The organism is Nocardioides guangzhouensis (assembly GCF_004519545.1).
Taxonomy (GTDB): Bacteria; Actinomycetota; Actinomycetes; order Propionibacteriales; family Nocardioidaceae; genus Nocardioides; species Nocardioides guangzhouensis.
In genome coordinates this window covers 22,349-43,517 of sequence record NZ_SDKM01000039.1, presented here as the reverse complement: position 1 = coordinate 43,517, position 21,169 = coordinate 22,349, and the positions used below count along the sequence as shown (strand labels likewise).

Sequence of the window (21,169 nt, the reverse complement as noted above, 5' to 3'; positions counted from 1 at the left end):
GATCTACGGCGCTGCCGAATGTCAGACGACCGAGACTTGACTGCGTCACCAGTAGCCCCGATAGACGCACCGCCCCAACCCAGGGAGCGAGCCCAGTCGCCTACCCGGCTCGGGCAAGGACCGCCCGTGCGTAGCCGAGGCCAAATCCGAAGTGGTGCATGTTGGCCTGTGAGGTGGATCCCGGCTGGGTCGTCACGATCGCGTACTCGCAGCCCGCCTCGCGCGCATCTCGCAGACGGGTCCGTACGAGCTCCTTCTGGACACCGCGACGACGAAACGCAGGGGCCGTGCCCGCCCCGGTCAGCTGGGCGAACTCGCCGGCCATCCGAAACCCTCCTGCGCCGGCGGGCTCGCCGCCGATGCTGGCCACGTACAGACGTGCGCCAGCATCGGCGCCCGCCATCTCAGCTGCCTCGAGCGACTCGCGCGGGAAGGTGTCGTGCTGCCGGACCCCGGCTGTGTCCGGATGCAGCGCCGACTCGACCGCCAGGTTCAACCAGACGTCCAGTTCACCTTCAGCGCGGCGTACGTCGATGCTGACGATCGAGGGCTCGTCATTTGTCGCCTCGAGTCGTCGGAGCAGTACGTTCTCGAACGAGACCAGTAGGTACCCACGCTCGGTTAGGGCCTCGAATACCTCGGGTGCGGCCAACGTGGCGATCTCGAAGCTGGTAGGTGCGTCGTGCTCTGCGTAACGTTCCTCGAGAGCGTTCAGCTCGGCAGTTGATGGAGTCCCGGCGAACCCGACACCGACCACCTTGTTGAACGGTGAGTCCGGCCCTGCGTAGGTCGCGACGCCACCGGCGATCGGCACCTGGAAGGCGGGCACGTCGTATCGCAGTCCGGTCGCGCGGCTACAGGCGGCCATGAACTCCGCCTCCTCCTTCTCGGCCCGAACCGCCAAGTCCACATCAACGAACATGATGATCCGTCTCGTTGAGGTCGTGGGCGAAGACGATCATGTCGCGCATCGGGGTTCCGAACTCGCGAGCCTGTGGTTGGGCAGGGTCAGCCCCGCTGCGTCAGTCCGCGAGTCGCCGTATGGGTCTCCCGTGAGCTCCGGGTTGAGCGCGAGCAGGACGAAGAAGACCCCGCCGACAACGACCCCGAGGAGTAACCCACGCCCACGCGTCGCGCCGGGCCGAGTGCTCGAGCCAAACCGAGGCTCGGGCCGCAGGTTGGAGCCGGACCGGGGAACCGACATGGACCACCTTAGGGACGGCTTCGCGCTCGATCGAACGATTGCCAGCGACACTTGAGGCAGTGAAGCCTCACCCCTAAGAGTGATCCCGCCGAATGAGCTGCGTCAATCCGCCGCGACAAGGCGCCCTCTATGTCGGGCGGTAGGGCACCAATGGTTCCAACCGGTAGCGCCCCCGCCGGCCACGGTGCAGGCAGCGCCTGCGGGCCGACGTCTTCCGGTCGCCCAGGTCAGTCGGGCAGCACCAGCTTCTTGGTCTCGAAGTGCTGGTAGTCCTTCAGCGAGTTGAAGTCACCGCCCCAGAAGAATTTCTGCTCCCGGAAGGCCTTCTCCACCACGTCGTTCTTGGTGATCATCCCCGGACGTACATCGGTGCGGTCCAGGTAGTCGACCCCCGCCGGCGGCAGAACGGTGCTGCCCCGGACATACGGATTCTCGACGGTGTTGATGTCGATGGCCTGGCCGTAGGAGTGGATCGAGAATCGGTCCGTCGTGCCGGTGATGGGCCGGCAGTTGAACGCCGAGGTGTTGTCCGCGGCCATGGAAGCGTCGTCGGATCCGCCGTAGTTCTCGATCAGCTCCATGCGCCGGATCGGGAAGTCGTTCTCGAACAGCACCCGAAACGCCTCCACCACCTGGGAGGCGACCAGCCGGTGCACCATCAGTTGGCCCCCAGAGTGGACGGCGCCGTCAAACCCGACGAAGTTCATCTCGATGATCCGCAGATCGTCGATCGGCACCGGGCAACCGGGCTGCCATGACACCCCGATCATCCGCGCCCGCGTCTCCTCGTCGACGGACCGAATGGTCGCCTGGAACGCCGAGGGAGCAGGCGTCGCGGTCTCCGCACTCGACGTCGCAGGAGATGCGGTGAGCGGGACCGCCAGCGCCACCGCCACGGCCAACGTCACGGAGGACAGGAAACCCGAGATCTTCATTGCTTTCTCCCCTGTGGCAACTCTTCAACGAGCAGGTGGTGCGACAAGACCCTAGCCCTACCACCGTCCTGCGTCACCCAGTGTCGAGCGGTCACGTCGTCGCGCCGGACCAGGAGCCAGCGCGTCCGGACCACGAATCGATGGATGAGAATGACGGGGCGATCGTGCGCTCGCGCGCATCCTGACGTGGTCGGACCATGTTCCGGGTCTCCGGGCCTACGGACCGGGGACGCCCGAAGATCCAAGCGCCGGTCCCGCGACTCGCGAACCGTCGGAGCGCCCAGATACGACGAGAGGCAACGCGCGTCATTTCGCCGCCAGTCGGCGCAGACGGACCTACAGAGTCTGCCGATAGGCGCGTGTCACGCGAGCGTCACGCGGCGGGCGCGTGCCCCTGGATGGGATCCGTCGCGGGAGGGGCGAGTGCGCTCATCTCCGTCTTCAGCACTGGTCGAGTGCGTTGGGGCGAACGTTCGTCTTGATTCGGATGATCTGAGTTCGTACGGTCTGGGTCATGGCATCGCTCCCCGCTCCAGCGCCGTGGTCCACTCCGTTACCCGCCGCGGACCCGCCCCGGGGCATGGCGATCTTCCAGCTACCGACGGGCACCTACGAGACGCGTGCGGCCTTCGCGGTGCAGGGTGGGTCGTTTCGCGAGAAGCGCAACTTTGCCGCGACTGCTGTCCTCCTCATGCACCCGCAAGGCGACTTCCTCATTGACGCCGGGTTCGGAGAGCACGTCGCAGAGCACGTCAAGCTGCTGCCCCGTGTCGTCCGCGCTCCCCATCAGGCGGGCAGCACAGCGCGCCAACAGCTGCAGCGAGCCGGCTACGACCTGGAGCGGTTGCGAGGCGTCATCCTCACCCATTCTCACTGGGATCATGCCGGTGGCCTCGATTCGTTACCCGTGCCCATCTGGATCAACGCAGCAGAGCGGAAGTACGCGGCAACCGACGCCGCCGGCAAGGTCTTCCGAGTCGTCTCCTCCGACCACGGCATCCACGAGTACACCTTCGACGACCACGCCTACCTGGGGTTTCCCAAGAGCCTCGACGTCTTCGGCGACGGCTCGATGGTGATCGCGTTGGCAGGTGGCCACACCACAGGATCGGTGGTCGTTTTCGTCACGCTCCCATCGAGCGAGCGGTACGCCTTCATCGGCGACATCACGTGGCAGCTAGACGGCATCCAACGCCGCCTCGAACGGCCCTGGCTGCTGCGAAAGCTAGCCGACAGCGACGCAGCGCAGGTACGCCAAGGCATTCTCCGCGTCGCCTCGTTGAACGAACTCATGCACGTGATACCGGCGCACGACGTACACGCCTACGACGGAATCCCCCTACTGCCAGCGGACATGTCCCAGTGACGACGGCCGCAGGACCCAGCGTCGACTCCGAAATCACCTGGCTGCTGCACCGCGCAGCGCAGCGTATGCACGTCGTCACCAGCGAGCATGCCGAGAAGCACGGACTGTCGCTTCGAGATCACATCGTGCTGAGTGCTCTGGACAAGTGGCCAGGCCTGAGTCAGGTTGAACTCGCCAGAGCCGTCGGGTTGGACAAGACGACCCTGATGAGCCAGCTCGACCGGCTCGAGCACCAAGGTCTGGTCGTGCGACGGGCAAACGCCACGGATCGCCGAGCCCGCATGCCCGAGATCACGCGCGCGGGAGACCGACTGCGCGCCCGTGTCGCGGAGGCGAGCGCGGCCGCGGAGGCCGAGGCCCTCAGCGACTTCACGGCGGCCGAAGTCGCCTTGCTCCGGCGAATGCTCTTCGAGCTCATCGGCGACCACCTCGACCCTGGCTCCTGCTTGTGACCTACCGCGACCCACGCGCTTGAACGTGCGTCTATCCGCCGCGTTTGCAGCAGTTGTCCGCACCGGGCGATCGAGCCCGGATCGCAGTGTTGGCCCGGCGCCCGGCTGACCTCTGGGTCATTGGCCCAGCGACCGAACACCCGGCGACCTATCACGCGCTTGCGATCAGGCCCGAGCCGGTCAGGCGATACAGCGCGGCCAGGTTCGCCGCCCTACGCCCTCGCGCGTGGACACTTTGGGAATACTCGGGGAACAAGCGCTCCCCCATCGCCCCTCAGATCTCGGGCGCTGGACGTCCATCCGCGCGCGCTGGCGGCGCAACCCACATAGCGTCTGGAGTGCGGTATCCCGCCTACTTTGATGCAGAGGCCACTTGGTGGCCCCGATGCAAGGCGCTCCCCTGCAGGGTGGGATGGCTAGCGTCGGGGCTTGCCAAGGTGTTCCCCGGTCAAGGAAGTGCGCCTCGGGTGGCACCGAACCCGTGGGAGTGCCGCAGCAGCCTGATCGGCGATGCCCTCCGGCGATGGGCCGACGACGAATCCTGCTCGGGACGCGAGTCAGTCAGCTCGTTGGCGAGGCCCCGTTCCAGAGCAGCTCAGCCTTGGGGTATCCGGCGGTGGCGGAACCCGGCGAACGCCGCGGAAGCCAGAAGGGCCGACAGCAGACCCAGCCGGGCCAGGGCAGTGGTGTCGATGTCGTCGACCGGCGGGTTTCCTACGTGGGTCAGCGGAGACAGGTTCAGCACCCAGTCCGGAAGCTGGAGGGCCGCGCCGAGCAGACCGATGAAGGTGACCGCGGCGAACGCCGCCCAGGCCAGGCCGAACGCGCGAGGAACGATCCCGTAGAGCAGCACCGCGACCGCGGCCATGACGAGCTCGGCTGGCAGGTAGGCCAGCCCCGACACCAGCAGGGTGCCGACGTAGCCGGAGTCACCGGTCGACAGCGAGGTGGTGGCGCCGAACACCACCGCCGACAGCACGACTATCACGACCAGGCCGGTGCCGACGACGAGCACTTGTGCGCCCAGCCACCGCATCCTGCCCGACGCTCCCGCGAGGACGGGCTCGAGGCGGCCAGCCGCCTCCTCGCGTCGGAGTGAGCCGAGTGCCTGGACGACGTAGCCGCAGGCGATGACCGCGAGGTAGACCTGGGTCGAGGCGAGAAAGCCGTCGGCGGCATCGTGCCGGGTGATCCCCATCGCTTCGCTGACTGAGGGGTTGCCGAGGATGGCGCCGACGACTTCTTGTGCCAGGGCGCCCATGACCGCAGCAAGCGCGACCGATCCGACCAGCCAGCCGAGGAACGAGCCGAGCTGGCCGTGCAGCGCCAGCCCGATGGGCCGGACCAGCCAGGCCGAGGCGGCCGGTTCACCTGGTCCCTGGCGGTACAGCGCGGCGCCGAGGTCGCGGCGCCGGGTCAGCCCGACGGCGAGGAAGGTCAACCCGGTCGCGACGGCCATCGGGATGAGCAGGACCCACCAGCGTTGTTCGTCGGCGAAGGGAGCGGTTTTCTCCAGCCAGCCGAGCGGGGAGAGCCACACCCAGAACGTTTCATTGACGTCGCCGACACCCCGTAGGACGTAGGAGAGCCCGAGGGCGGCGAAGCCGAGGGCATAGACACCCCTGCTGTGGAGGACGACCTGGGCGCAGACCGCGGCGAGCGCGGCGAAGACGACGGTCACCATGCCCAGGGCCTGGGCGTAGAGCACCGCCGGGCCGAGCTCGATCCCGGCAGCCAACAGCGCGAGCACGAAACCGACGTCCATCACCACAACCGCGGCCACCACCAGCAGCATCGCACTGACCACCGGGGACCGTCGGTCGATCCGCCCTGCCAGCAGCGCCTCGAGACGTCCGGACTCCTCCTCGCCCCGGGTCATTCCGGCAACCAGGGCCAGCCCGACCAGCGGCATCAGGAAGGAGGCGATGAAGCCGAACTCGTCCTGGATGATGCCCCCCAGGGTGTCGATTCCCTCCACATGGCCGTTGATGGCAACCAGTGCGTCACTGACCACAGCCTGACCGTAGGAGGCGATCTCCTCGGGCGTGTTGTAGAGCTGGGCCACAGCGATCGCGGTGAACGCCAGGGTGCCGACGGTCGCGAGCACCCACACCAGGAGACGTCGGCGCTGCGCGCGCCACTGGATGGCCAGCATGGCCGCGGTTCCCGTCATGCCGACACCGCGCCGGTCTCGTCCTCGCTGTAGTTGCGCAGGAACAGCTCGTCCAGGCTCGGCGGCTCCACCGTGAGGCCCCGGATGCCGGCCGCGTGGATCAGTCCCATCGCCTGCCCGAGCTCATCCGGACCGACGGTGAACCGCGTCTCGACGCTTCCGTCGACCTGTCCGGTCCTCAGGCCTTCCAGCCCGGCAACCATGTCCAGCGAAGCCACGGCGGATCCGGTCAGCGCGTGGACACTGGTGCGGGTGTGCCGGCGCAGGTCCGCGAGGGTTCCGGAGGTCACCGTCTTCCCGCGCCGGATGATGCTCACCCGGTCGGCCAACGCCTCCACCTCCGAGAGGATGTGGCTGGACAGCAGAACCGTGGCGCCCTGCTGTCGGCGCTCCCGGATGACGTCCTGGAAGACCTGCTCCATCAGCGGGTCGAGCCCTGAGGTCGGCTCGTCGAGGACGATCAGTCCCACCTCGCTGGCCAGCGCCGCGACCAGGGCCACCTTCTGCCGGTTGCCCTTGGAGTAGTCGCGTGCCCGCTTGGTCGGGTCGAGGTCGAAGCGATCGATCAGCTCGGCCCGCCGCCCGGGGTTCATCCCACCGTGGACCCCGGCGAGAATGTCCATGCACTCCCCGCCGGTGAGGCCCGCCCACAGCGACACGTCACCGGGCACGTAGGCCACGTCGCCGCGCAGCCGGGTTCCCTCGCTCCACGGATCGCGGTCGAAGAGCGTGATCCTGCCGCCATCGAGGCGCATGAGACCGAGCAGGATCCGGATCGTGGTGGACTTACCGGCACCGTTGGGTCCAAGGAACCCGTGCACCTCGCCACGGCGTACGTCGAGGTCGAGGCCGTCCAGCGCGCGGAACCTTCCGAACTGTTTGACGAGGCCCTCGATACGGACGATGTCGTCGCTCATGTCTCATCTTCTTCTTTCGCACGGAAGGCGCCTTGGCTGTAGACGTCGACCGCTTCGGCAGCCCACCGGGTCATGCCCTCGCTCGTGTGGAGGTCGACTCCGCACACCTGCCCGATGTGTCGGGCCAGCAGGATCGCTGCCAGGTCGTTGACAAAGAGGAAGGCTGCCCGCACCTTCCGGTTCTGGCTCGGTCGTGCAATGCCGGCCGCCTCGAGATCGGTCAGCACCCGTTCGCTCACTGCGAACCAGCGGGCGAACACCCGGTCGCCGGTCGGGTCGTTGGTCAGCAGCAGCCGGCGCAAGTAGTCCGGCACCGGGGATCCCGGGGGAAAGCCGGCGACGAAAGCCTCGGCCAGCGACGTCGAGTCGCCGCCGGTGAGCGCGTCCTCGATCCCGTCCTCGGTCAGGTTGTCGAGCACCGCATCGAAGCTGTGCGCCACGTGTTCGTCCACCGCCGCGCGCAGCCCTGCCTTGCTGCTGAAGTGATGCATGACCAGCGCCGGCGACACGGCCGCTGCTGCCGCAACCTCCCGCACCGTGACGGCCTCGGGGCCACTCTCCGCGAAGAGGCGCAGCGCTGCGTTGCGGATCGTCGCCCTGGCGGTCAAGTCACCCGGCGGCACCTGGCGGTCTGAACACATGTTCAGCATACTAATCATTCGTTCAGCAGGACACAACCCCACCTCCTCTGGAGCGGAGGTTGGCTCACTCCCCAGCGACGGGCATGGGTTGCGGATCGGACCAGTACGCATCGGCTGGACGGGCCTGCCGCCGTGGGCAAGTCTGTGAGTGTGTCGTCGGATGATCTGGTGGGAAGGCAGGCCGAGGTAGCCCTGGCGGTGGCCGAGCTCCGCCGCCTCCGCGCGGGGCGATCGTCCGTCCTCGTCATCGAAGGAGAGGCGGGCATCGGCAAGACACGCCTGGTGCAGAGCATCGCGGAAGAAGCGCGGGCCCAGAACATGACCGCGTTCGTCGGCCAGGCTCACCCGTTCGAGCGCACCCGTCCGTTCGGTGCGATGGTGGCCGCCCTGGACCTGAACCGGCGCTCTGGGGATCCACGCAGGGCTGCGATCGATGCTCTTCTGCGCGGCGGGGACGCCATGCCTGGCTCTGTCGCGGGCGACTCTCAGTACCGGGTCATCGAGGAGATCGTCGATCTGGTGGAGTCGTCGTGCTCCCGGAGCCCCGTGGTGCTGGTGGTCGAGGACATCCACTGGGCGGACACGGCGACCTTGTCGGCAATCTGGTCCGTGGCGCGTCAGTTGACGCTGGAACAGCTCCTTGTCGTCGTCACCGCCCGGCCGTCGCCGCGATCGGCCGAGGTGGCCCGGCTGCTGGAGGACCTGGCCGCCGGAGGGGCCCGCGCGGTGGACCTGCTGCCGCTGACGCCTGACGAGGTGGCATTGCTTGCGCGCCGGCTGCTCGGCGCTGATCCCGGCCCTGAGCTGAGTGCCGTGCTGGCCAAGGGGGGTGGGAACCCCCTGTGGGTCCTGGCCATCTTGCGCTCGTTGGCAGACGAGAGCTTGCTGCGCGGCACCGGCGACGACGTCGAGACGACGACCTCGGAGCTGCCGGCTTCGCTCAGTGACCTGGTGGTGCGCCGTCTGCAACACCTGCCGACAGCGACGCTGGACCTGCTGCAGATCACCGCGGTGCTCGGGGATGCGGTGTCGTTGCGCGATGTCGCTGCTGTCGCCCACCGGCCCGGGGTCGACGTGGTCGCGCAGCTCGGCCCCGCCTTCGACGCCCAGCTTCTCGACACGTCCGACGAGCGAGTGGTCTTCCGGCACCAGCTCGTGCACGACGCGATCTACCAACGGATTGCGTCGTCCGCCCGCCGGGTGCTGCATCGCGAGGCCGCGGTCGCTCTGATGGCCGCGGGCGCACACCGGCTCGAGGTGGCCGACCATCTGGTGCGCGGCGCGGAGCGGGGTGACGAAGAGGCGGTCGCCTGGCTGCGCGAAGCAGCGGGTGCGGCATCGGCACAGGCCCCACCGGTCTCCGCCGAGCTCATGCGCCGCGCCGAAGCCTTGTTGCCGCTCGGGCATCGCGACGCGGACTTGGTGGCATCGGAGGTCGTCCAGGCCTTGCTCCGCGCCGGCCAGGTCGCCGAGGCCTCGGGCCGGGCAGAAGCAATCCTCGCCCGGCGCCACGCCCCCGAGGCGGACATCCCGCTGCGCCTTGCACTCCTGGGAGCCCTGGCGCTTCAGAACCGCACCGACGAGCTCATCGCTCTCGTCCAGACCAGTCTCGATTCGATCGAGCTCGGACCCTCCGGCCAGGTGATGATGCTCGCCCAGCAGAGCTGGGCGCTGACCTACTCGGGCGATCCCCGAGGGGGTGAGTCGGCCGCTGCCCGTGCCCTCGCCATCTCCGAGGAGGCGGAGGACGTCGCCATGACGGTGTGGGCACTGACAGCGCTCTTGGTGGCGGTCGGACGACGCGGCCGCTTCGGGGAGGCCCTCGTGCACGCCCGCCGGGCGGCAGTTCTCGCGGCCGAGTCGCAGGACACGAGATCGCTGCCGCTGCAGCCGACGTTCTTCCTCGGCCTGGCGCTCATCGACTGCGACCGCGTGGCCGAGGCACGCGCGGCGTTCCGCGAGGCGCTCGACGACCAGTTCGGCTCCGCGTGGTGGCTCTCCGAGACGCTGATGGCCGACGCTCAGGCGTCGTTCGTCATCGGGGATTGGGGCGATGCCCTCCCGGGTCTGGTTGCCGGCGGCCGGGCCGCGCAGGAGAAGGGCAACCCACTCCTGGTCAATCAATCGCTGGCTTACCGGATCTTCATCGCGACAGGGACGGGAGATCTGCTGACAGCCAAGGAGCTCGCCGCCCCGCTCATCCCGGTGCTGGAGGGTGACCAGCTGCCGTACAACGCAGGGGTCCTCGCCTGTGCGGTGGCCGGCCTGAGGGCTGCAGAAGGTGATCTTCAAGGCGCGTATGACGTGTTGCTGCATTGCTGGCAGTTCGACATCGCGCGGGAGTGCCGCTTCTACCACCGCTGTCTCGCTCCGGACCTCGTTCGCCTCGCCCTGGCGCTGGGTCATGAAGAGGTCGCGGCCGATGTGGCGGGCGTGGTGCGGAGAGGGGCCGCGCTGGCGCCCGACGTGCCCACCGTTCGTAGCCTGGCGCTGCGCTGCCAGGGACTGGTCGACGGCGACACAGAGGCGTTGGTCGACGCCGTCGGGCTGGCCCGCCAGGCGCCGCATCTCGTCGAGCACACCGGCGCCTGCGAGGACGCGGCCCAGCTGCTCGCCGAGAACGGCCGGCGGGACGAGTCGGCGGCGCTGCTGCAAGAGGCGTTGCATCGCTACGAGAAGGCGGGCGCCGATGCATGGGCGGGCCGGGCCCGGGCACAGCTACGAACGCTGGGCGTCCATCCTGGCCCCCGCGGGAACAGGCACCGGCCGACGAGCGGCTGGGAGAGCCTCACGTCCACGGAGAAGGCGGTGTCCCGGCTGGTCGCCGAGGGCCTGACGAACGGCGCCGTCGCCCGGCAGCTGTACATCTCGCCGCACACCGTCAACACCCACCTCCGCCACGTCTTCAGCAAGCTGGGCGTACCCAACCGCGCCGCGCTCGCCGCTTTGGTGCCTCACTCGATCGAGTGATGTCTGCGCCGTACGCCGCGAACACAATCGGAGGCGCCGGGGTCACGCATGGCCCAGGCTTCGGATCAAGGGAGGGGCACTGTGGACCACGCGGCGACGATGCGAAACACCTACGAACTGATCAACGCAGGAGACATCGACGGCTTCGGTGACCTCCTGGCCGCCGACTTCGTCGAGCACCAAGGAGGGCCCGGATATCCTCCCACCAAGGAGGGCACCCTCGACTTCTTCCGAGACCTGGCGGGGGCCTTCCCCGACTGGCACATGGCCGTCCAGGACCTGATCGCGGGCAGTGACAAGACCGTGGCACGCGTCCGGGTCACCGGCACGCAGAGAGGCGAGTTCATCGGCATCCCGCCGACCGGCGGCAGCGCGGACGTGGAGCTCATCGACATCATGCGCTTCGACTCGGCCGGCTTGGTCTGCGAGCACTGGGGAGTCGCCGACATGCTCAGGCTCATGCAGCAGCTCGGCGTCATGCCTGCCGCCGCTCCGGCGTGACGCAGGCCGGTTGCCCCGGGCTCGAACGTCGCCTGATGTTCGACATCGTGAACGTGGAGGTCTTCTGTCGTTGATGCCCTCCATTCCCCGGGATGGCCGCCCAGGCCACCTCGAACACACTGCACAAGGAGGAGTAATGCCCACGATCATCGTGACCCACGATGTCACCGACACCGACCACTGGCTCTCATCGCCGAAGCGTGAGGAGCTCCTGCCCTCAGTGGGCGCCAGCAACCTGCGGACGTTCGTGAACCCCCAGGACCGGACGAAGGTCGGATTGATGATGGACGTGGCCGACCTCGACGTTCTGTTCGCTGTGCTGGAGAACCCCTCGGACGAGCTGACGGAGGCAATGAAGTACGACACGGTCCTCCCCGAGACGATGACGATCCTGGTCGCCTCCTGAACCCCGTCACCCTGACGGCGCGTTTCCGCAGCGACGTCGCGTCCCGGTGGTGCCGTCCCCTCGGGCGCCGGAGACACGGTGGTCTGCTGTTGTGGGTGGCCTCGATCGCCACCGTGTCCCCGGCGCCGACCCCAGGGAAGTGGGGCATTCCGTGAACGACGCACCGCGAGGCACTCGGCCCGTTCACGGAGTCGCCCTCGGGGTCGACCCACAGGACACCACCCTGTCGGCAGGATGTGACCAGGACCTGGCCGAGGGCGTTGCAGTTCCGTGACGATGCTCAGGCTTCGGACGGGGCCACCGTGCTGAGCGCAGGGATGTCGCGGACCGACGCGCGCAGGGTCGACCTGCCGCTGATCGGGTCGCTCGGGGTCTGGCGCAGGACAAGGTTGAGGTTCGTACTCTCCGGCCCGTACGGCGGGTAGCCGGGCAGTCCCAGCTCCTCGCAGGCCTGCCACCAGCTCGAACGTCAGGTGAGGCGCCGGAGGTGTTGAACGGTCAGAACACGTCTCTGGGCTCGTCGGACCGCACGTCGGGCAGACACGATGACCGCCTCACGCCGCCGCGCACGCACAGCATCGAGGTGCGTCATCGGGCCATCCGGAGCACGAACTGGACCCGGCCCTCCGGATCGGTGCGGGCGTCCAGGGTTCGCCCCTCCACCTGTCGGGCCGCCTGCGGGCCCAGGATCAGCCTCGCCCCGTCACGTTCCACGACGCGGTCCCCGGGCTGCGGACCGTTGACGGCCCGCACGTCCAGAGATCGGGCAGGCGCAGCCCGACGCGCAATCCGGACTCCGGAGGCCTCCTCCAGCGTCGGGTGTCCGGTGACGCGTCGGATGACGGCCAGGGCGTTCGTCGTGATCGTGAGCAAGGATCCGCTCCCCTCCTCGGATGGACGTCGCGCCGGCGGAATCACCGGCACGCCCTCATGGAACCCACGCAGAAGCTCGCGGGACAACCCGGTTCGCCCAACTGCCGGAACCTCGTCCGAGGGCTGTCACGCGGTCGACACGTGTCGGCTCCACCGCTGTCACCTGTGTCGGTGCGCGACCAGTGGTGGGCGGACCACGATCGCCACGCGGGCCCCTTGGATGGATGATCGGAACGTGACGGCGAACCTCCTCACCCAGGGACGCTCGCTCCTCGCTGCAGGCGATGCCTCTCGAGCCCGGGCCCTGCTCGAACAGCTCAACCCGACGGGCGAGGTGCTGGAGGCTCGCGCATCCGCGTCGTTCGTACTGCTGGAGCACATGCGTGCGATCGACGAGATGCAAGCCGCCTATGCCGCGTATCGGGCGGCCGACGACGGGGCCGGGGCGGCGAGGGTGGCCCGGATGCTGGGCGGGATGCACGGTTCGACGTCGGGTAACTGGGCCGTCGCCAACGGATGGATCGCCAGGGCCAGGTCACTCCTGCACGAGCATCCCGACGACGGCGAGCGCGGCTGGGTGGCCCTCACGCAGGGAATGTTCGAGAGCAACCGGATGACCCGAAACGCTCGCCTGAACGAGGCACTCGCGGTGGGCCGTACGACGGGCGATCCGGACCTGACCTTCGCCGCCCTCGCCTACCTCGGCGCCAGCCTGGTCCATGACGACCGGCGAGAGGAGGGCATGGCGCTGCTCGACGAGGCCCTCGCGGCCACCGCCGGCGGTGACGTGTCGAACTTCATGGTCGTCGAGGAGATCTTCTGCCAGCTCTTCTCGGCCTGCGAGCACGCGCGCGACGTCGCCCGCGCCGAGCAGTGGATCGGGGTCGGCGACCAGCTGGCGGAGCGACGGAACCTGCCGGCAGTCAGCGCCTACTGCCACACCCACTACGGCGGCCTCCTGACCGCCGCCGGCCGCTGGCGAGAGGCGGATGCGACGCTCACCGAGGCAGTTCGTCTGTGGACCATGGGACAACGAACCCTGCGGACGGGTGCCCTGGTCCGTCTGGCCGAGCTCAGGGTCAAGCAGGGCCGATACGACGAGGCTGCCGCGCTGCTCCAGGACGTCGAGGGCGACGAGGCCAGCAAGGTCCGGGCCGCCCTGCACCTCGCCCGCGGAGAGAACGCGCTCGCGAGGAGCATCCTCGAGCATGCCTTGCAGTCCGCCGATCCGGGCAGCAGCAGCTGCCTGCCCCTGCTGGCCATGCTCGTCGACGCAAAGCTCGCCGCCGGCGATGATCCCGCGGAGACCCTCGCCGCCATGGCCACCTGCGTCGCGGCGCACCCGTCGGGGTACTCGAGCGCCGTGCTGGCCTTCGCGCGCGGCCGGGCACCCGGTCCCGAGGCCCGGCACTGGCTGCGACACGCGCTCGACGGATTCCTCGAGGCGCAGCTGCCGTTCGAGGCCGGTCTCTGCCGCCTTCACCTGGCTCGCACGTGCGCTGCCTCCGCGCCTGCCGTCGCCGTGGCGGAGGCCCGCGTTGCCTTGGGTGTGTTCGAAGAGCTCGACGCGGCCCCGTACGCCGCTCAGGCAGGCGCCCTGCTACGAAGCCTCGGCGCGAGAGCCGGCCCACCCCGAAGGTCCGGCGAACAGCTGACGAGGCGGGAGCGAGACGTGCTGCTCCTGATCGGTGAAGGCCTGTCCAACCCGGAGATCGCCGAGCGCCTCTTCATCAGCCGCAAGACCGTCGAGCACCACGTCGGTCACCTTCTCGCCAAGCTCGGGCTGCGCAACCGGGCCGAGGCTGTGGCCTATGCGGTGCGACACGAGCCCGACAGGAAATAGGGGAACTCCCCGATACCCCAGGCGCTGTTCCGCGCGAGTGTCTCCACGAACCCCGAGGAGGCAGTAATGAATCACGACGTCATCGTCATCGGAGCCCGCGTTGCCGGCTCCCCCACCGCCATGCTGCTCGCGCGCAAGGGCTACCGCGTCCTGGCAATCGACCGAGCGACGTTCCCGAGCGACACGCTCTCCACCCACGTCATCCACGCACCCGGCATTGCCGCCCTTCGACGCTGGGGGCTGTTGGATCGGCTAACGGAGACGCGCTGCGTCCCGATCACGACGTACTCCTTCGACTTCGGGACGTTCACCATCCGCGGGACCACGCGGCCAGTCGACGGTGTCGACGTGGCATACGCCCCCCGACGCACCATCCTCGACAAGATGCTGGTCGACGCGGCGCGCGAGGCCGGTGCGGAGGTGCGCGAAGGCGTCAACGTCGACGAGGTCGTCGTCGGCTCGGATGGTCGCGTCCAGGGTGTCCGGTGCGACGGGACGGCAGAGAGCGCGCGCGTCGTGATCGCGGCCGACGGCCGGAACAGCGGGCTCGTCAAGGCCGTGCGCCCTGCCGAGTACCACCTCAAGCCGCGGCTGCAGTACGGGTACTACACGTACTTCAGCGGGCTCCCGACCGATGGCTTGGAGAACTTCATCCGCCCTGGCCGCGGGATCGGGTGCGCGCCGACCCACGACGGTCTCACGATGCTCGTCATGGGCTGGCCGTACACCGAGGCGCGGGCCTTCAAGGCCGACGTTGCCGGCAACTTCTACGCGACGCTCGAGCTTGTCCCTGAGCTTGCCGACCGTGTCTCCCGCGCCCGACAGGAGGCACCGTTCCGCGGCGGCGCAGTGCCCGGCTGGCTGCGCCGACCGTATGGCCACGGTTGGGCCCTCGTCGGCGACGCCGGCTACAACAAGGATCCGATCACGGCCCAGGGAATCACCGACGCATTCCTCGACGCGGAGGGGTGCGCGGAGGCAGTGGACCGGTGGCTGGGTGGACAGCTCGACTACGAGGAGGCCATGTCCCGGTGGCACCGGGACAGGGACGCCCGGGTGGTCCCGATGTACGAGTTCACCTCGCAGATGGCGACCCTCAACCCGCCCCCGCCAGAGCTGGAACAGCTGCTCCGGGCAACCACGTCCCACCGGGAGTTCATGGACGCGTTCGTGTCGGTGGTCTCGGGCGCCTTGTCCCCGGCTGAGTTCTTCTCCGACACGAACGTCGGCCGGGTCCTGGCCGCAAGCTCCGCTGCCTGAGCGCGCGCACGCTGGCGACGGTGTCGGTCCGACCCGAGTCAGCCTCGTGACGGATGGTCGTGCCACCGGATCGGGATGGCACCGGTGGCCTGGTTGCGCACCTGGTCGCAGATCCAACGCCCCAGCTCTCGGAGCTCGGGCCGGGCAGTCGGTATCGAGGCCGGGTCTCCTGCCTGGTCCGATGCTTCACCCAGGGTGCGCTCGAGCGTCATGAACTGGTTGCTGCCTTCCTCCGACAGCCTCAGCTCGACGTCCCTGGTCGTGGGCCCCCCAGCCACTGCTCTGGACCGTGTGTGCCGCTCCCGAGGTGAGGAGATCGCCTCCTCGAGGCTGGCCAGGGCCCCCGCGGACTCCGCATGCACGTGCACGGCGGACTCGGCGGAATGCCGGTCCAGGTTGACCAGGAACTGTTCACGTAGCAGCTCTTCGACCGACTGGCGCCACTCGGCGTACAGGGACAGCGGCAGACCGACCAGCTGGATGGCCGCGGTCCGGTCCCAGGTTCGACCTGGGAGGTCGTCGCCGGGGCCTCTGGGTCCTGGATCGACCCGCCCCGGCTCTTCGAGGTCCGGCGTCCCGCCGGTCCAAGTCGGTTGGTCGCGCCGGTGACCCGGCACCATGTCGAACCACACCGTCTTGCCGAACGGGCCATCGGTCTCCCGCCGGACGTCGATGCCCCACGCCGCAGTGAGCAGGTCCAGCAGCCGGAGCCCCCTTCCGGTGCCGGCCGTCGTCCCGTAGTCACGCAGGCGCGGAATGTGACGGCTGGCGTCGCTCACGGACACCCGGGTCCGCCCAGCCCGGGTCGACACGGTCAGGGTGACAGGTGTGCCGGCATGCTCGATGGCGTTGGTGACGACTTCGCTGACGGCGAGAACGACATCCTCGACCAGGTCGGGGTCGAGATTCGGACCCAAGCACTCCCGCACGAACGCCCGCGCTCGAGGCACGCTTGCCGGCACCGGCGGAAGCCGGACGCTGCCGACCAGGCTCAGGTCATCGCCGCCGGGCTTCTCGTCCGCCATACCCACCTTCCACTCCCCCGAGACTCGACGTGCTGACCGCGGACGAGCACGGTCGTGCGGGCTATCCCTGGGCAGTCCGCCGGTCTGCCGGCTCCAGCGCGACCGCCGCGAACGCCTCGAGCGCGCGCGCCGCGCGTGCGGCGTCCAGGTCCGACATGCGTTCCACGACGTCGCGGACGTCTTCACGCCGGCGGCTCACCACCGCCTCCACCACGCGTGTTCCCTCGGCCGTCAGGGCGACCCGGACGATCCTTCGGTCGGCGCTCGAGCGTCGACGTCGGACCAGGCCGAGCTGTTCGAGCCGGTCGCACACGCGCGTGGCATTCGACGAGTTCACTCCCAGCTCCACCGCCAGCTCGCCCACCGTCTGCTGACCGAGAGAGCTCAACAGCACGAGCACCCTCCACTGGGGCAGGGTCACCTCGACCGGCGCCGTCGCGATCGACCGGACCGCCACGGCAACCAGCGCCCGGCTGGCCTCGAGGAAGGCCTCGACGAGCTCGTCGGTGTCCACTGCGCCGCCTCCCGGACCCTGGGGATTTGTTGCTCAACAGCATAGTGTGCGGTAGAGCATTTTTTCCTCGATCGACCACCATTCGCGGACGCCTGCGACCCCCAGCCGATCGACCGCGTCCATTGTCACGACGCTGCAACGTGGCTGACGGAGTCGCTGTCACATGAGCCTGAGAGCGTGCTGGTCATGGACGGCAGCTTCCGCACGGACCTCGCGGCCGCGCACGTCGATGCGCGCATCGGCGCGGGCGTCGAGGTGGAAGTCCCGCACCACCTCGACCCCGGCGCCGTGCCACGGTCGCGGTCTCACCAGGACGTCGACGTCGCCGTCGTGCTGCTGGGCGACGGCGACCTCGGGCGCGCTCTCGGCGACCTGCGTCGACGCTTGGCCACCGTGCTCGAGCGCGGCCCGGCGACGCTGGTGATGGACCTGTCGGGCGTCACGCAGCTTTCGTCGACGGGGATCGCTGTGCTCCTCTGGGTCAAGCGCCGCTGCGCCGCGCGGGAGGTCGGCGTCGTGCTACGCGAGCCGTCGCGTCGCAGCGTCGACCTGCTCCGTCGCACCGGTCTCCTGGGAGCCCTGGCGATCGAAGGGTTGGACGCGACCGCCTCGCGGGGCGGCGGCGCCGGGACGCGAGGGCGCCCATGACCGGCCGTGGACGCGCCCGCCGAGCCGATCCCGGGATCCCCGACACGGGCGTCCCAGACCTGCCCGGAGTCACCCGCTTCGATCTCGTGTGCGGCGAGGGAATGGACGCCACGGCGCAGGACCTCGCGCGTGGCTGGTGCAACGACCGCGCCGTGCCGCGCACGGCCGCCGACGGCATCGTGACGCTCGTCGCCGCCGCTCTTCGACACGGCCTCCGGTTCGGTCCGCGCGCGGTCGCCATCGGCCTGCGTTGGCTCGATCCCGATCGAGTCGCAGTCGACGTCCGATGGCGCGGGTGCTCCAGGGTGACCGGGTCCACGGCCGCTGACACCCGGGACCTGGAGTCGACGGCCGCCGCGTTCGACGCGCTCTCGGAGTCCTGGGGGCTCCGGATCCTCACCCCCGACCCGGTCCACTGGTTCGTCGTCGACACGGCCTGAGGCTCCGCGTCGTGGTTGCGGCGCGTCCCGTGGCACCGACAGCGGTTCAGGAGACCGGGCAGCCGGGCCAGCGGTTGGGCCCCGGCTGCTGGGACGCCGTCCCGTCGCCGCGCCGGTCCTCGACGAGCGCGGCGTAGTCCGTCGCGGTCACCGGGGCCGACGTCAGCGCCCCGCCCGGCAGCGGCACCCGCACCGGCTCGCCGTCGCTGACCAGCGCGACCGCCTGCACACCCCGAGCCGAGGTGACGGTGAGCGCGATCTGGCCGATCGCGAGCGGGAGTCGGTCGGCGCTGGTCCCCGAGCCGGGGTCGACCTCGACCAGCGCCGTACCGTCGTCGATCCGCACCAGGGACAGGCCGGACCGCGGAGCGATGGCGCTCCCCCTGCCTCCGGCCCTAACCTCGTCGGTAGGTCCTGCCGCCAGCTCGCCGAGGAGGTGCTCGACCTGGGCCTCTGGCCGCTGGGTGCAGGACGCGCCCGCCGCGGCCGGGGTCAGCCGATCCGCGTCGTCGAGCCAGAACACCAGCGGAACGGAGGCGGGAGGATGCGCGTCGTACGGCGCTCCCGGCGCCGACGTCTCGCGGTCGAGCAGGCGATAGGGGACGCTCGTGTCGTCGACGCTCCGCGCGGAGCCTCCCTCCGGCACGCCGCACGCCGCCACCAGCAGCACCGCAGCCGGGAGGGCGGCCAGCCACACCCGCGACCTGCCCGTCCGGGGGCGCGGGCTCACGCGTCGTCCCCGTGGACGAGCGGCAACCTCAGGACGAAGGTGGCTCCGCCGCCGGGCCGGGTCGTGCACCAGACACTGCCGCCGTGGTTGTGCACGGTCCGGGCCACGATGCTCAGGCCGAGGCCGCTGCCCGTGCCGAGCTTGCGTCCACCCGCTCGCGCAAAGCGCTCGAAGATCCGTTCCCGATCTTCGGCCGGCACTCCTGGCCCGCCGTCCTCGACATGGATGTCGACGAACGTGCCGCGCGGCTTGAGGCGGACGCCGACCAGTCCGCCCCCGTGGGTGTCGGCGTTGTCGAAAAGATTGGTCAGGGCTCGGAGCATCTGAGGTCGATCCACCGTCACGTGTGCCTCCCGGAGAGGATCGCACTCGGCCACCAGCAGGGCCGGGGCGCGACCGCCGGCCAGCAGCGCCTGACGAACGAGGTCGCGGACCCCGATCTCGGCCGGCTGGGCGTCGTGGACGTCGGCGTCCAGACGGCCCAGCTGGAGCAGGTCCTCCAGCGCTCGACGGAAACGTGCGAGCTCGACAGCCATCAGCTCGACGGCGCGGGCGACCTCGGGTGAGAGGTCGGTGGAGCCCTGCAGGAGGCTGAGGCTGGTGGTCAGGGTCGTCACTGGCGTCCGCAGCTCGTGGCTCACGTCCGCCGCGAAGCGTGCATCCTGCTGGATCCGCTCGTGCAGGGCGTCGACCATGTTGTTGAACGCCCCGACCAGCGCGGCGAGGTCGGGGTCCTCGGTCCGGTCCAGCCGCGTGTCCAGGTCGCCGGCCGACACCTTCACCGCGGCGGTGGTGACGTCGGCGAGCGGTGCCAGGACGCGCCTGCTGGCCGCTCGGCCGACCATGGCTCCGCCGAGGGTGGTGACGGCAGCACAGATCGCCAGGGCAATGCCCAGGGTCGACAAGGTCCGGTCCAGCTCCTCGGCCACCGCCACCTCGTAGTACTCGGCGTCGACGGCTGGCAACGGGACTCCGACGACGACGGCGCCAGGCTCGGTCACGCTCGTCCACCCGACGCCCGCTGCCCCGGTGGCCACGACCGGCTGCACGCCGGAGGTGGCCTCCGGACCGGGCAGATCCAGGGAGGAGGAGTACCAGCGCCCGTCGCGGTGGACGAAGATGACCGTGCCGGCGGGCGGGGATATCGACCCGAGCACGTCGCTGACCTGGGCACCGGACGTGAGCAGGTTGTCGCGCACGAACGCAGCGTCGGTGAAGGCCTGACGCATCGCGGTCCGTTCGCGTTGTTCGACCAGGTAGTGCCGCGCGGAGAAGTAGGTGCCCAAGGCAAGGGCGGCTGACAGGGCAAGGGCGCCGAGCGCGAAGGCGACCGTGACCGAGGACCGCAGCCCGTGCACCTTGCGCCAGCGGGTCACCGTACGTCGAGCCGGTAGCCGAGCCCGCGAACCGTCACGAGGACGGACGGTGTGCCGGGATCCATCTCGATCTTCCTGCGCAGCCGGCGCACGTGCACGTCGACGATTCGCTCGTCCCCGAAGAAGCCCCGGTCCCAGACGTGCTCCAGCAGGGCGCTGCGACTGAGGACACGGCCCGCGTGGTCGACCAGTACCCCCAGGAGCCGGAACTCGGTGTTGGTGAGGTGGAGCTCCCGGGAACCGCGGGTCAGGATCGCCGCGCCCCTGTCGAACACGAGCGGACCATTCCCACTGTCGAGCACGAACACGTCGTCCTCGCGGCTCCGGGTCCCCTCACTGACCATCGCGGGCCGGCGCAGCAGAGCGCGGAGCCGAGCCTGGACCTCCTCCACGACGAACGGCTTCGTCACGTAGTCGTCGGCGCCGGCCTCGAGGGCGGCGACAATGTCCTGGACCCCGTCGCGGGCGCTGACCACGACGATCGGGGCGTCCGTCTGTGGGCGCGCGCGCCGAATGAAGGAGAAGCCGTCCATCCCGTTGAGCATCAGGTCGACCAGCATCAGGTCGACGCCGGGCTGGTCCACCGCCTCGAGTGCGACCTCGGCATCCGCGGCTTCCACCACGTCGTATCCCTCGTTCTCGAGCACGAGCCGGAGGGACGTACGCAATCCGTCGTCGTCCTCCAGCACCAGGAGTCGGGTCGCCATGCCAGTCATGTTCCCATCGTGGGCGAATCGACCCGGCAACAGCCGACCGGGGGTGGTTTGTCACGCAACTGCAACGGAGTCGACCGGCCACGGTCAACGACTGGTGGCAGATTGGCGGTGGGGCCGACAGGGGGGTCGGACTCGCGGGGGAAATGCCGGAGGCCCAGTGGCTCACTGCTGGTCCCTGA

At 69.5% G+C, this 21,169-nt stretch carries 19 protein-coding genes; 9 read left to right on the top strand and 10 right to left on the bottom strand.

Translation table 11 applies throughout. The features are described 5' to 3' along the window. Window positions 1–100: 100 nt before the first annotated feature. Together EKO23_RS20515 and EKO23_RS20510 are read right to left on the bottom strand one after the other, a co-directional pair. Complete coding sequence (locus EKO23_RS20515) at window positions 101–922, bottom strand: GNAT family N-acetyltransferase (protein ID WP_134720192.1); 822 nt, start codon at window positions 920–922, stop codon at window positions 101–103. Window positions 923–1,431: 509 nt separating this feature from the next. Beyond that, window positions 1,432–2,139: a M15 family metallopeptidase gene (locus tag EKO23_RS20510; RefSeq protein WP_134720190.1), complete on the bottom strand. Its 708-nt coding sequence runs from the start codon at window positions 2,137–2,139 to the stop codon at window positions 1,432–1,434. Between the two features lie 580 nt (window positions 2,140–2,719). Between EKO23_RS20510 and EKO23_RS20505 the strand changes: the two genes are divergently transcribed. Both EKO23_RS20505 and EKO23_RS20500 read left to right on the top strand, forming a co-directional pair. Further along, window positions 2,720–3,505: an MBL fold metallo-hydrolase gene (locus tag EKO23_RS20505; protein ID WP_217702726.1), complete on the top strand. Its 786-nt coding sequence runs from the start codon at window positions 2,720–2,722 to the stop codon at window positions 3,503–3,505. Beyond that, entirely contained in the window at window positions 3,502–3,957 is a 456-nt protein-coding gene (locus EKO23_RS20500) for a MarR family winged helix-turn-helix transcriptional regulator (protein WP_217702725.1), read from the top strand. Before EKO23_RS20505 ends, EKO23_RS20500 begins: the two co-directional genes overlap by 4 nt. A 595-nt stretch (window positions 3,958–4,552) precedes the next feature. Here the strand turns inward: EKO23_RS20500 and EKO23_RS20495 are convergent. Genes EKO23_RS20495 through EKO23_RS20485 form a run of 3 tightly spaced genes read right to left on the bottom strand, consistent with a single transcriptional unit; the run spans window position 4,553 to window position 7,688 of the window. Further along, window positions 4,553–6,130, bottom strand: coding sequence for an ABC transporter permease (locus EKO23_RS20495; protein WP_134720186.1), 1,578 nt, complete (start codon window positions 6,128–6,130; stop codon window positions 4,553–4,555). Then, on the bottom strand, window positions 6,127–7,047 hold the full coding sequence (locus EKO23_RS20490; RefSeq protein ID WP_134720184.1) for an ABC transporter ATP-binding protein: 921 nt from the start codon (window positions 7,045–7,047) through the stop codon (window positions 6,127–6,129). The genes EKO23_RS20495 and EKO23_RS20490 overlap by 4 nt, the downstream gene beginning before the upstream one ends. Next, window positions 7,044–7,688 carry a TetR family transcriptional regulator gene (locus EKO23_RS20485; RefSeq protein ID WP_167880575.1) on the bottom strand — a complete coding sequence of 215 codons (645 nt, stop codon included), beginning with the start codon at window positions 7,686–7,688 and terminating at the stop codon, window positions 7,044–7,046. The genes EKO23_RS20490 and EKO23_RS20485 overlap by 4 nt, the downstream gene beginning before the upstream one ends. 132 nt (window positions 7,689–7,820) lie before the next feature. Between EKO23_RS20485 and EKO23_RS20480 the strand changes: the two genes are divergently transcribed. The 5 genes from EKO23_RS20480 to EKO23_RS20455 all read left to right on the top strand — a co-directional run bounded on the left by EKO23_RS20480 (window position 7,821) and on the right by EKO23_RS20455 (window position 15,541). Further along, entirely contained in the window at window positions 7,821–10,658 is a 2,838-nt protein-coding gene (locus EKO23_RS20480) for a helix-turn-helix transcriptional regulator (RefSeq protein ID WP_134720180.1), read from the top strand. A gap of 99 nt (window positions 10,659–10,757) precedes the next feature. Next, on the top strand, window positions 10,758–11,159 hold the full coding sequence (locus EKO23_RS20475) for an ester cyclase (RefSeq protein ID WP_167880574.1): 402 nt from the start codon (window positions 10,758–10,760) through the stop codon (window positions 11,157–11,159). A 136-nt stretch (window positions 11,160–11,295) separates the two neighbouring features. Beyond that, the gene (locus tag EKO23_RS20470) at window positions 11,296–11,565 is read left to right on the top strand and encodes a hypothetical protein (protein WP_134720176.1); all 270 of its coding nucleotides are present in this window, start codon (window positions 11,296–11,298) and stop codon (window positions 11,563–11,565) included. An 859-nt stretch (window positions 11,566–12,424) separates the two neighbouring features. Then, on the top strand, window positions 12,425–14,281 hold the full coding sequence (locus tag EKO23_RS26280; protein ID WP_134720174.1) for a LuxR C-terminal-related transcriptional regulator: 1,857 nt from the start codon (window positions 12,425–12,427) through the stop codon (window positions 14,279–14,281). A gap of 66 nt (window positions 14,282–14,347) precedes the next feature. Beyond that, window positions 14,348–15,541 carry an NAD(P)/FAD-dependent oxidoreductase gene (locus EKO23_RS20455; protein ID WP_134720172.1) on the top strand — a complete coding sequence of 398 codons (1,194 nt, stop codon included), beginning with the start codon at window positions 14,348–14,350 and terminating at the stop codon, window positions 15,539–15,541. A 38-nt stretch (window positions 15,542–15,579) separates the two neighbouring features. Here the strand turns inward: EKO23_RS20455 and EKO23_RS20450 are convergent, their stop codons facing one another. Together EKO23_RS20450 and EKO23_RS20445 are read right to left on the bottom strand one after the other, a co-directional pair. After that, a complete protein-coding gene (locus EKO23_RS20450; protein WP_134720171.1) occupies window positions 15,580–16,566 on the bottom strand; it encodes an ATP-binding protein in 987 nt (328 codons plus the stop codon). Window positions 16,567–16,627: 61 nt separating this feature from the next. Further along, the gene (locus EKO23_RS20445) at window positions 16,628–17,080 is read right to left on the bottom strand and encodes a MarR family transcriptional regulator (protein ID WP_134720169.1); all 453 of its coding nucleotides are present in this window, start codon (window positions 17,078–17,080) and stop codon (window positions 16,628–16,630) included. Window positions 17,081–17,266: 186 nt separating this feature from the next. Here EKO23_RS20445 and EKO23_RS20440 point away from each other — a divergent pair, with 186 nt between their 5' ends. Further along, window positions 17,267–17,728 carry an STAS domain-containing protein gene (locus EKO23_RS20440; protein ID WP_246051215.1) on the top strand — a complete coding sequence of 154 codons (462 nt, stop codon included), beginning with the start codon at window positions 17,267–17,269 and terminating at the stop codon, window positions 17,726–17,728. Continuing rightward, window positions 17,725–18,168 (top strand): hypothetical protein, encoded by a 444-nt coding sequence (locus EKO23_RS20435; protein ID WP_134720165.1) that lies wholly within the window; start codon window positions 17,725–17,727, stop codon window positions 18,166–18,168. Before EKO23_RS20440 ends, EKO23_RS20435 begins: the two co-directional genes overlap by 4 nt. 46 nt (window positions 18,169–18,214) lie before the next feature. Here EKO23_RS20435 and EKO23_RS20430 read toward each other — a convergent pair whose 3' ends face one another. From EKO23_RS20430 to EKO23_RS20420, 3 genes are read right to left on the bottom strand one after another with little or no spacing between them, the layout of a single operon-like run. Then, window positions 18,215–18,898, bottom strand: a complete 684-nt coding sequence (locus EKO23_RS20430) for a GerMN domain-containing protein (RefSeq protein ID WP_167880573.1) — start codon at window positions 18,896–18,898, stop codon at window positions 18,215–18,217. Further along, window positions 18,895–20,274 (bottom strand): sensor histidine kinase, encoded by a 1,380-nt coding sequence (locus EKO23_RS20425; RefSeq protein ID WP_134720163.1) that lies wholly within the window; start codon window positions 20,272–20,274, stop codon window positions 18,895–18,897. Before EKO23_RS20425 ends, EKO23_RS20430 begins: the two co-directional genes overlap by 4 nt. Beyond that, a complete protein-coding gene (locus EKO23_RS20420; RefSeq protein ID WP_134720161.1) occupies window positions 20,271–20,981 on the bottom strand; it encodes a response regulator transcription factor in 711 nt (236 codons plus the stop codon). Before EKO23_RS20420 ends, EKO23_RS20425 begins: the two co-directional genes overlap by 4 nt. Window positions 20,982–21,169: the final 188 nt, after the last annotated feature.

What these genes read in the sequence shown, in the direction of transcription:
- EKO23_RS20420 (WP_134720161.1), bottom strand. Translation starts at nt 20,981, where the DNA reads ATGGCGACCCGACTCCTGGTGCTGGAGGACGACGACGGATTGCGTACG.
- EKO23_RS20455 (WP_134720172.1), top strand. Translation starts at nt 14,348, where the DNA reads ATGAATCACGACGTCATCGTCATCGGAGCCCGCGTTGCCGGCTCCCCC.
- EKO23_RS20470 (WP_134720176.1), top strand. Translation starts at nt 11,296, where the DNA reads ATGCCCACGATCATCGTGACCCACGATGTCACCGACACCGACCACTGG.
- EKO23_RS20475 (WP_167880574.1), top strand. Translation starts at nt 10,758, where the DNA reads ATGCGAAACACCTACGAACTGATCAACGCAGGAGACATCGACGGCTTC.
- EKO23_RS20505 (WP_217702726.1), top strand. Translation starts at nt 2,720, where the DNA reads ATGGCGATCTTCCAGCTACCGACGGGCACCTACGAGACGCGTGCGGCC.
- EKO23_RS20490 (WP_134720184.1), bottom strand. Translation starts at nt 7,047, where the DNA reads ATGAGCGACGACATCGTCCGTATCGAGGGCCTCGTCAAACAGTTCGGA.
- EKO23_RS20450 (WP_134720171.1), bottom strand. Translation starts at nt 16,566, where the DNA reads ATGGCGGACGAGAAGCCCGGCGGCGATGACCTGAGCCTGGTCGGCAGC.
- EKO23_RS20435 (WP_134720165.1), top strand. Translation starts at nt 17,725, where the DNA reads ATGACCGGCCGTGGACGCGCCCGCCGAGCCGATCCCGGGATCCCCGAC.
- EKO23_RS20495 (WP_134720186.1), bottom strand. Translation starts at nt 6,130, where the DNA reads ATGACGGGAACCGCGGCCATGCTGGCCATCCAGTGGCGCGCGCAGCGC.
- EKO23_RS20485 (WP_167880575.1), bottom strand. Translation starts at nt 7,688, where the DNA reads ATGTGTTCAGACCGCCAGGTGCCGCCGGGTGACTTGACCGCCAGGGCG.
- EKO23_RS20515 (WP_134720192.1), bottom strand. Translation starts at nt 922, where the DNA reads ATGTTCGTTGATGTGGACTTGGCGGTTCGGGCCGAGAAGGAGGAGGCG.
- EKO23_RS20510 (WP_134720190.1), bottom strand. Translation starts at nt 2,139, where the DNA reads ATGAAGATCTCGGGTTTCCTGTCCTCCGTGACGTTGGCCGTGGCGGTG.
- EKO23_RS20440 (WP_246051215.1), top strand. Translation starts at nt 17,267, where the DNA reads ATGGACGGCAGCTTCCGCACGGACCTCGCGGCCGCGCACGTCGATGCG.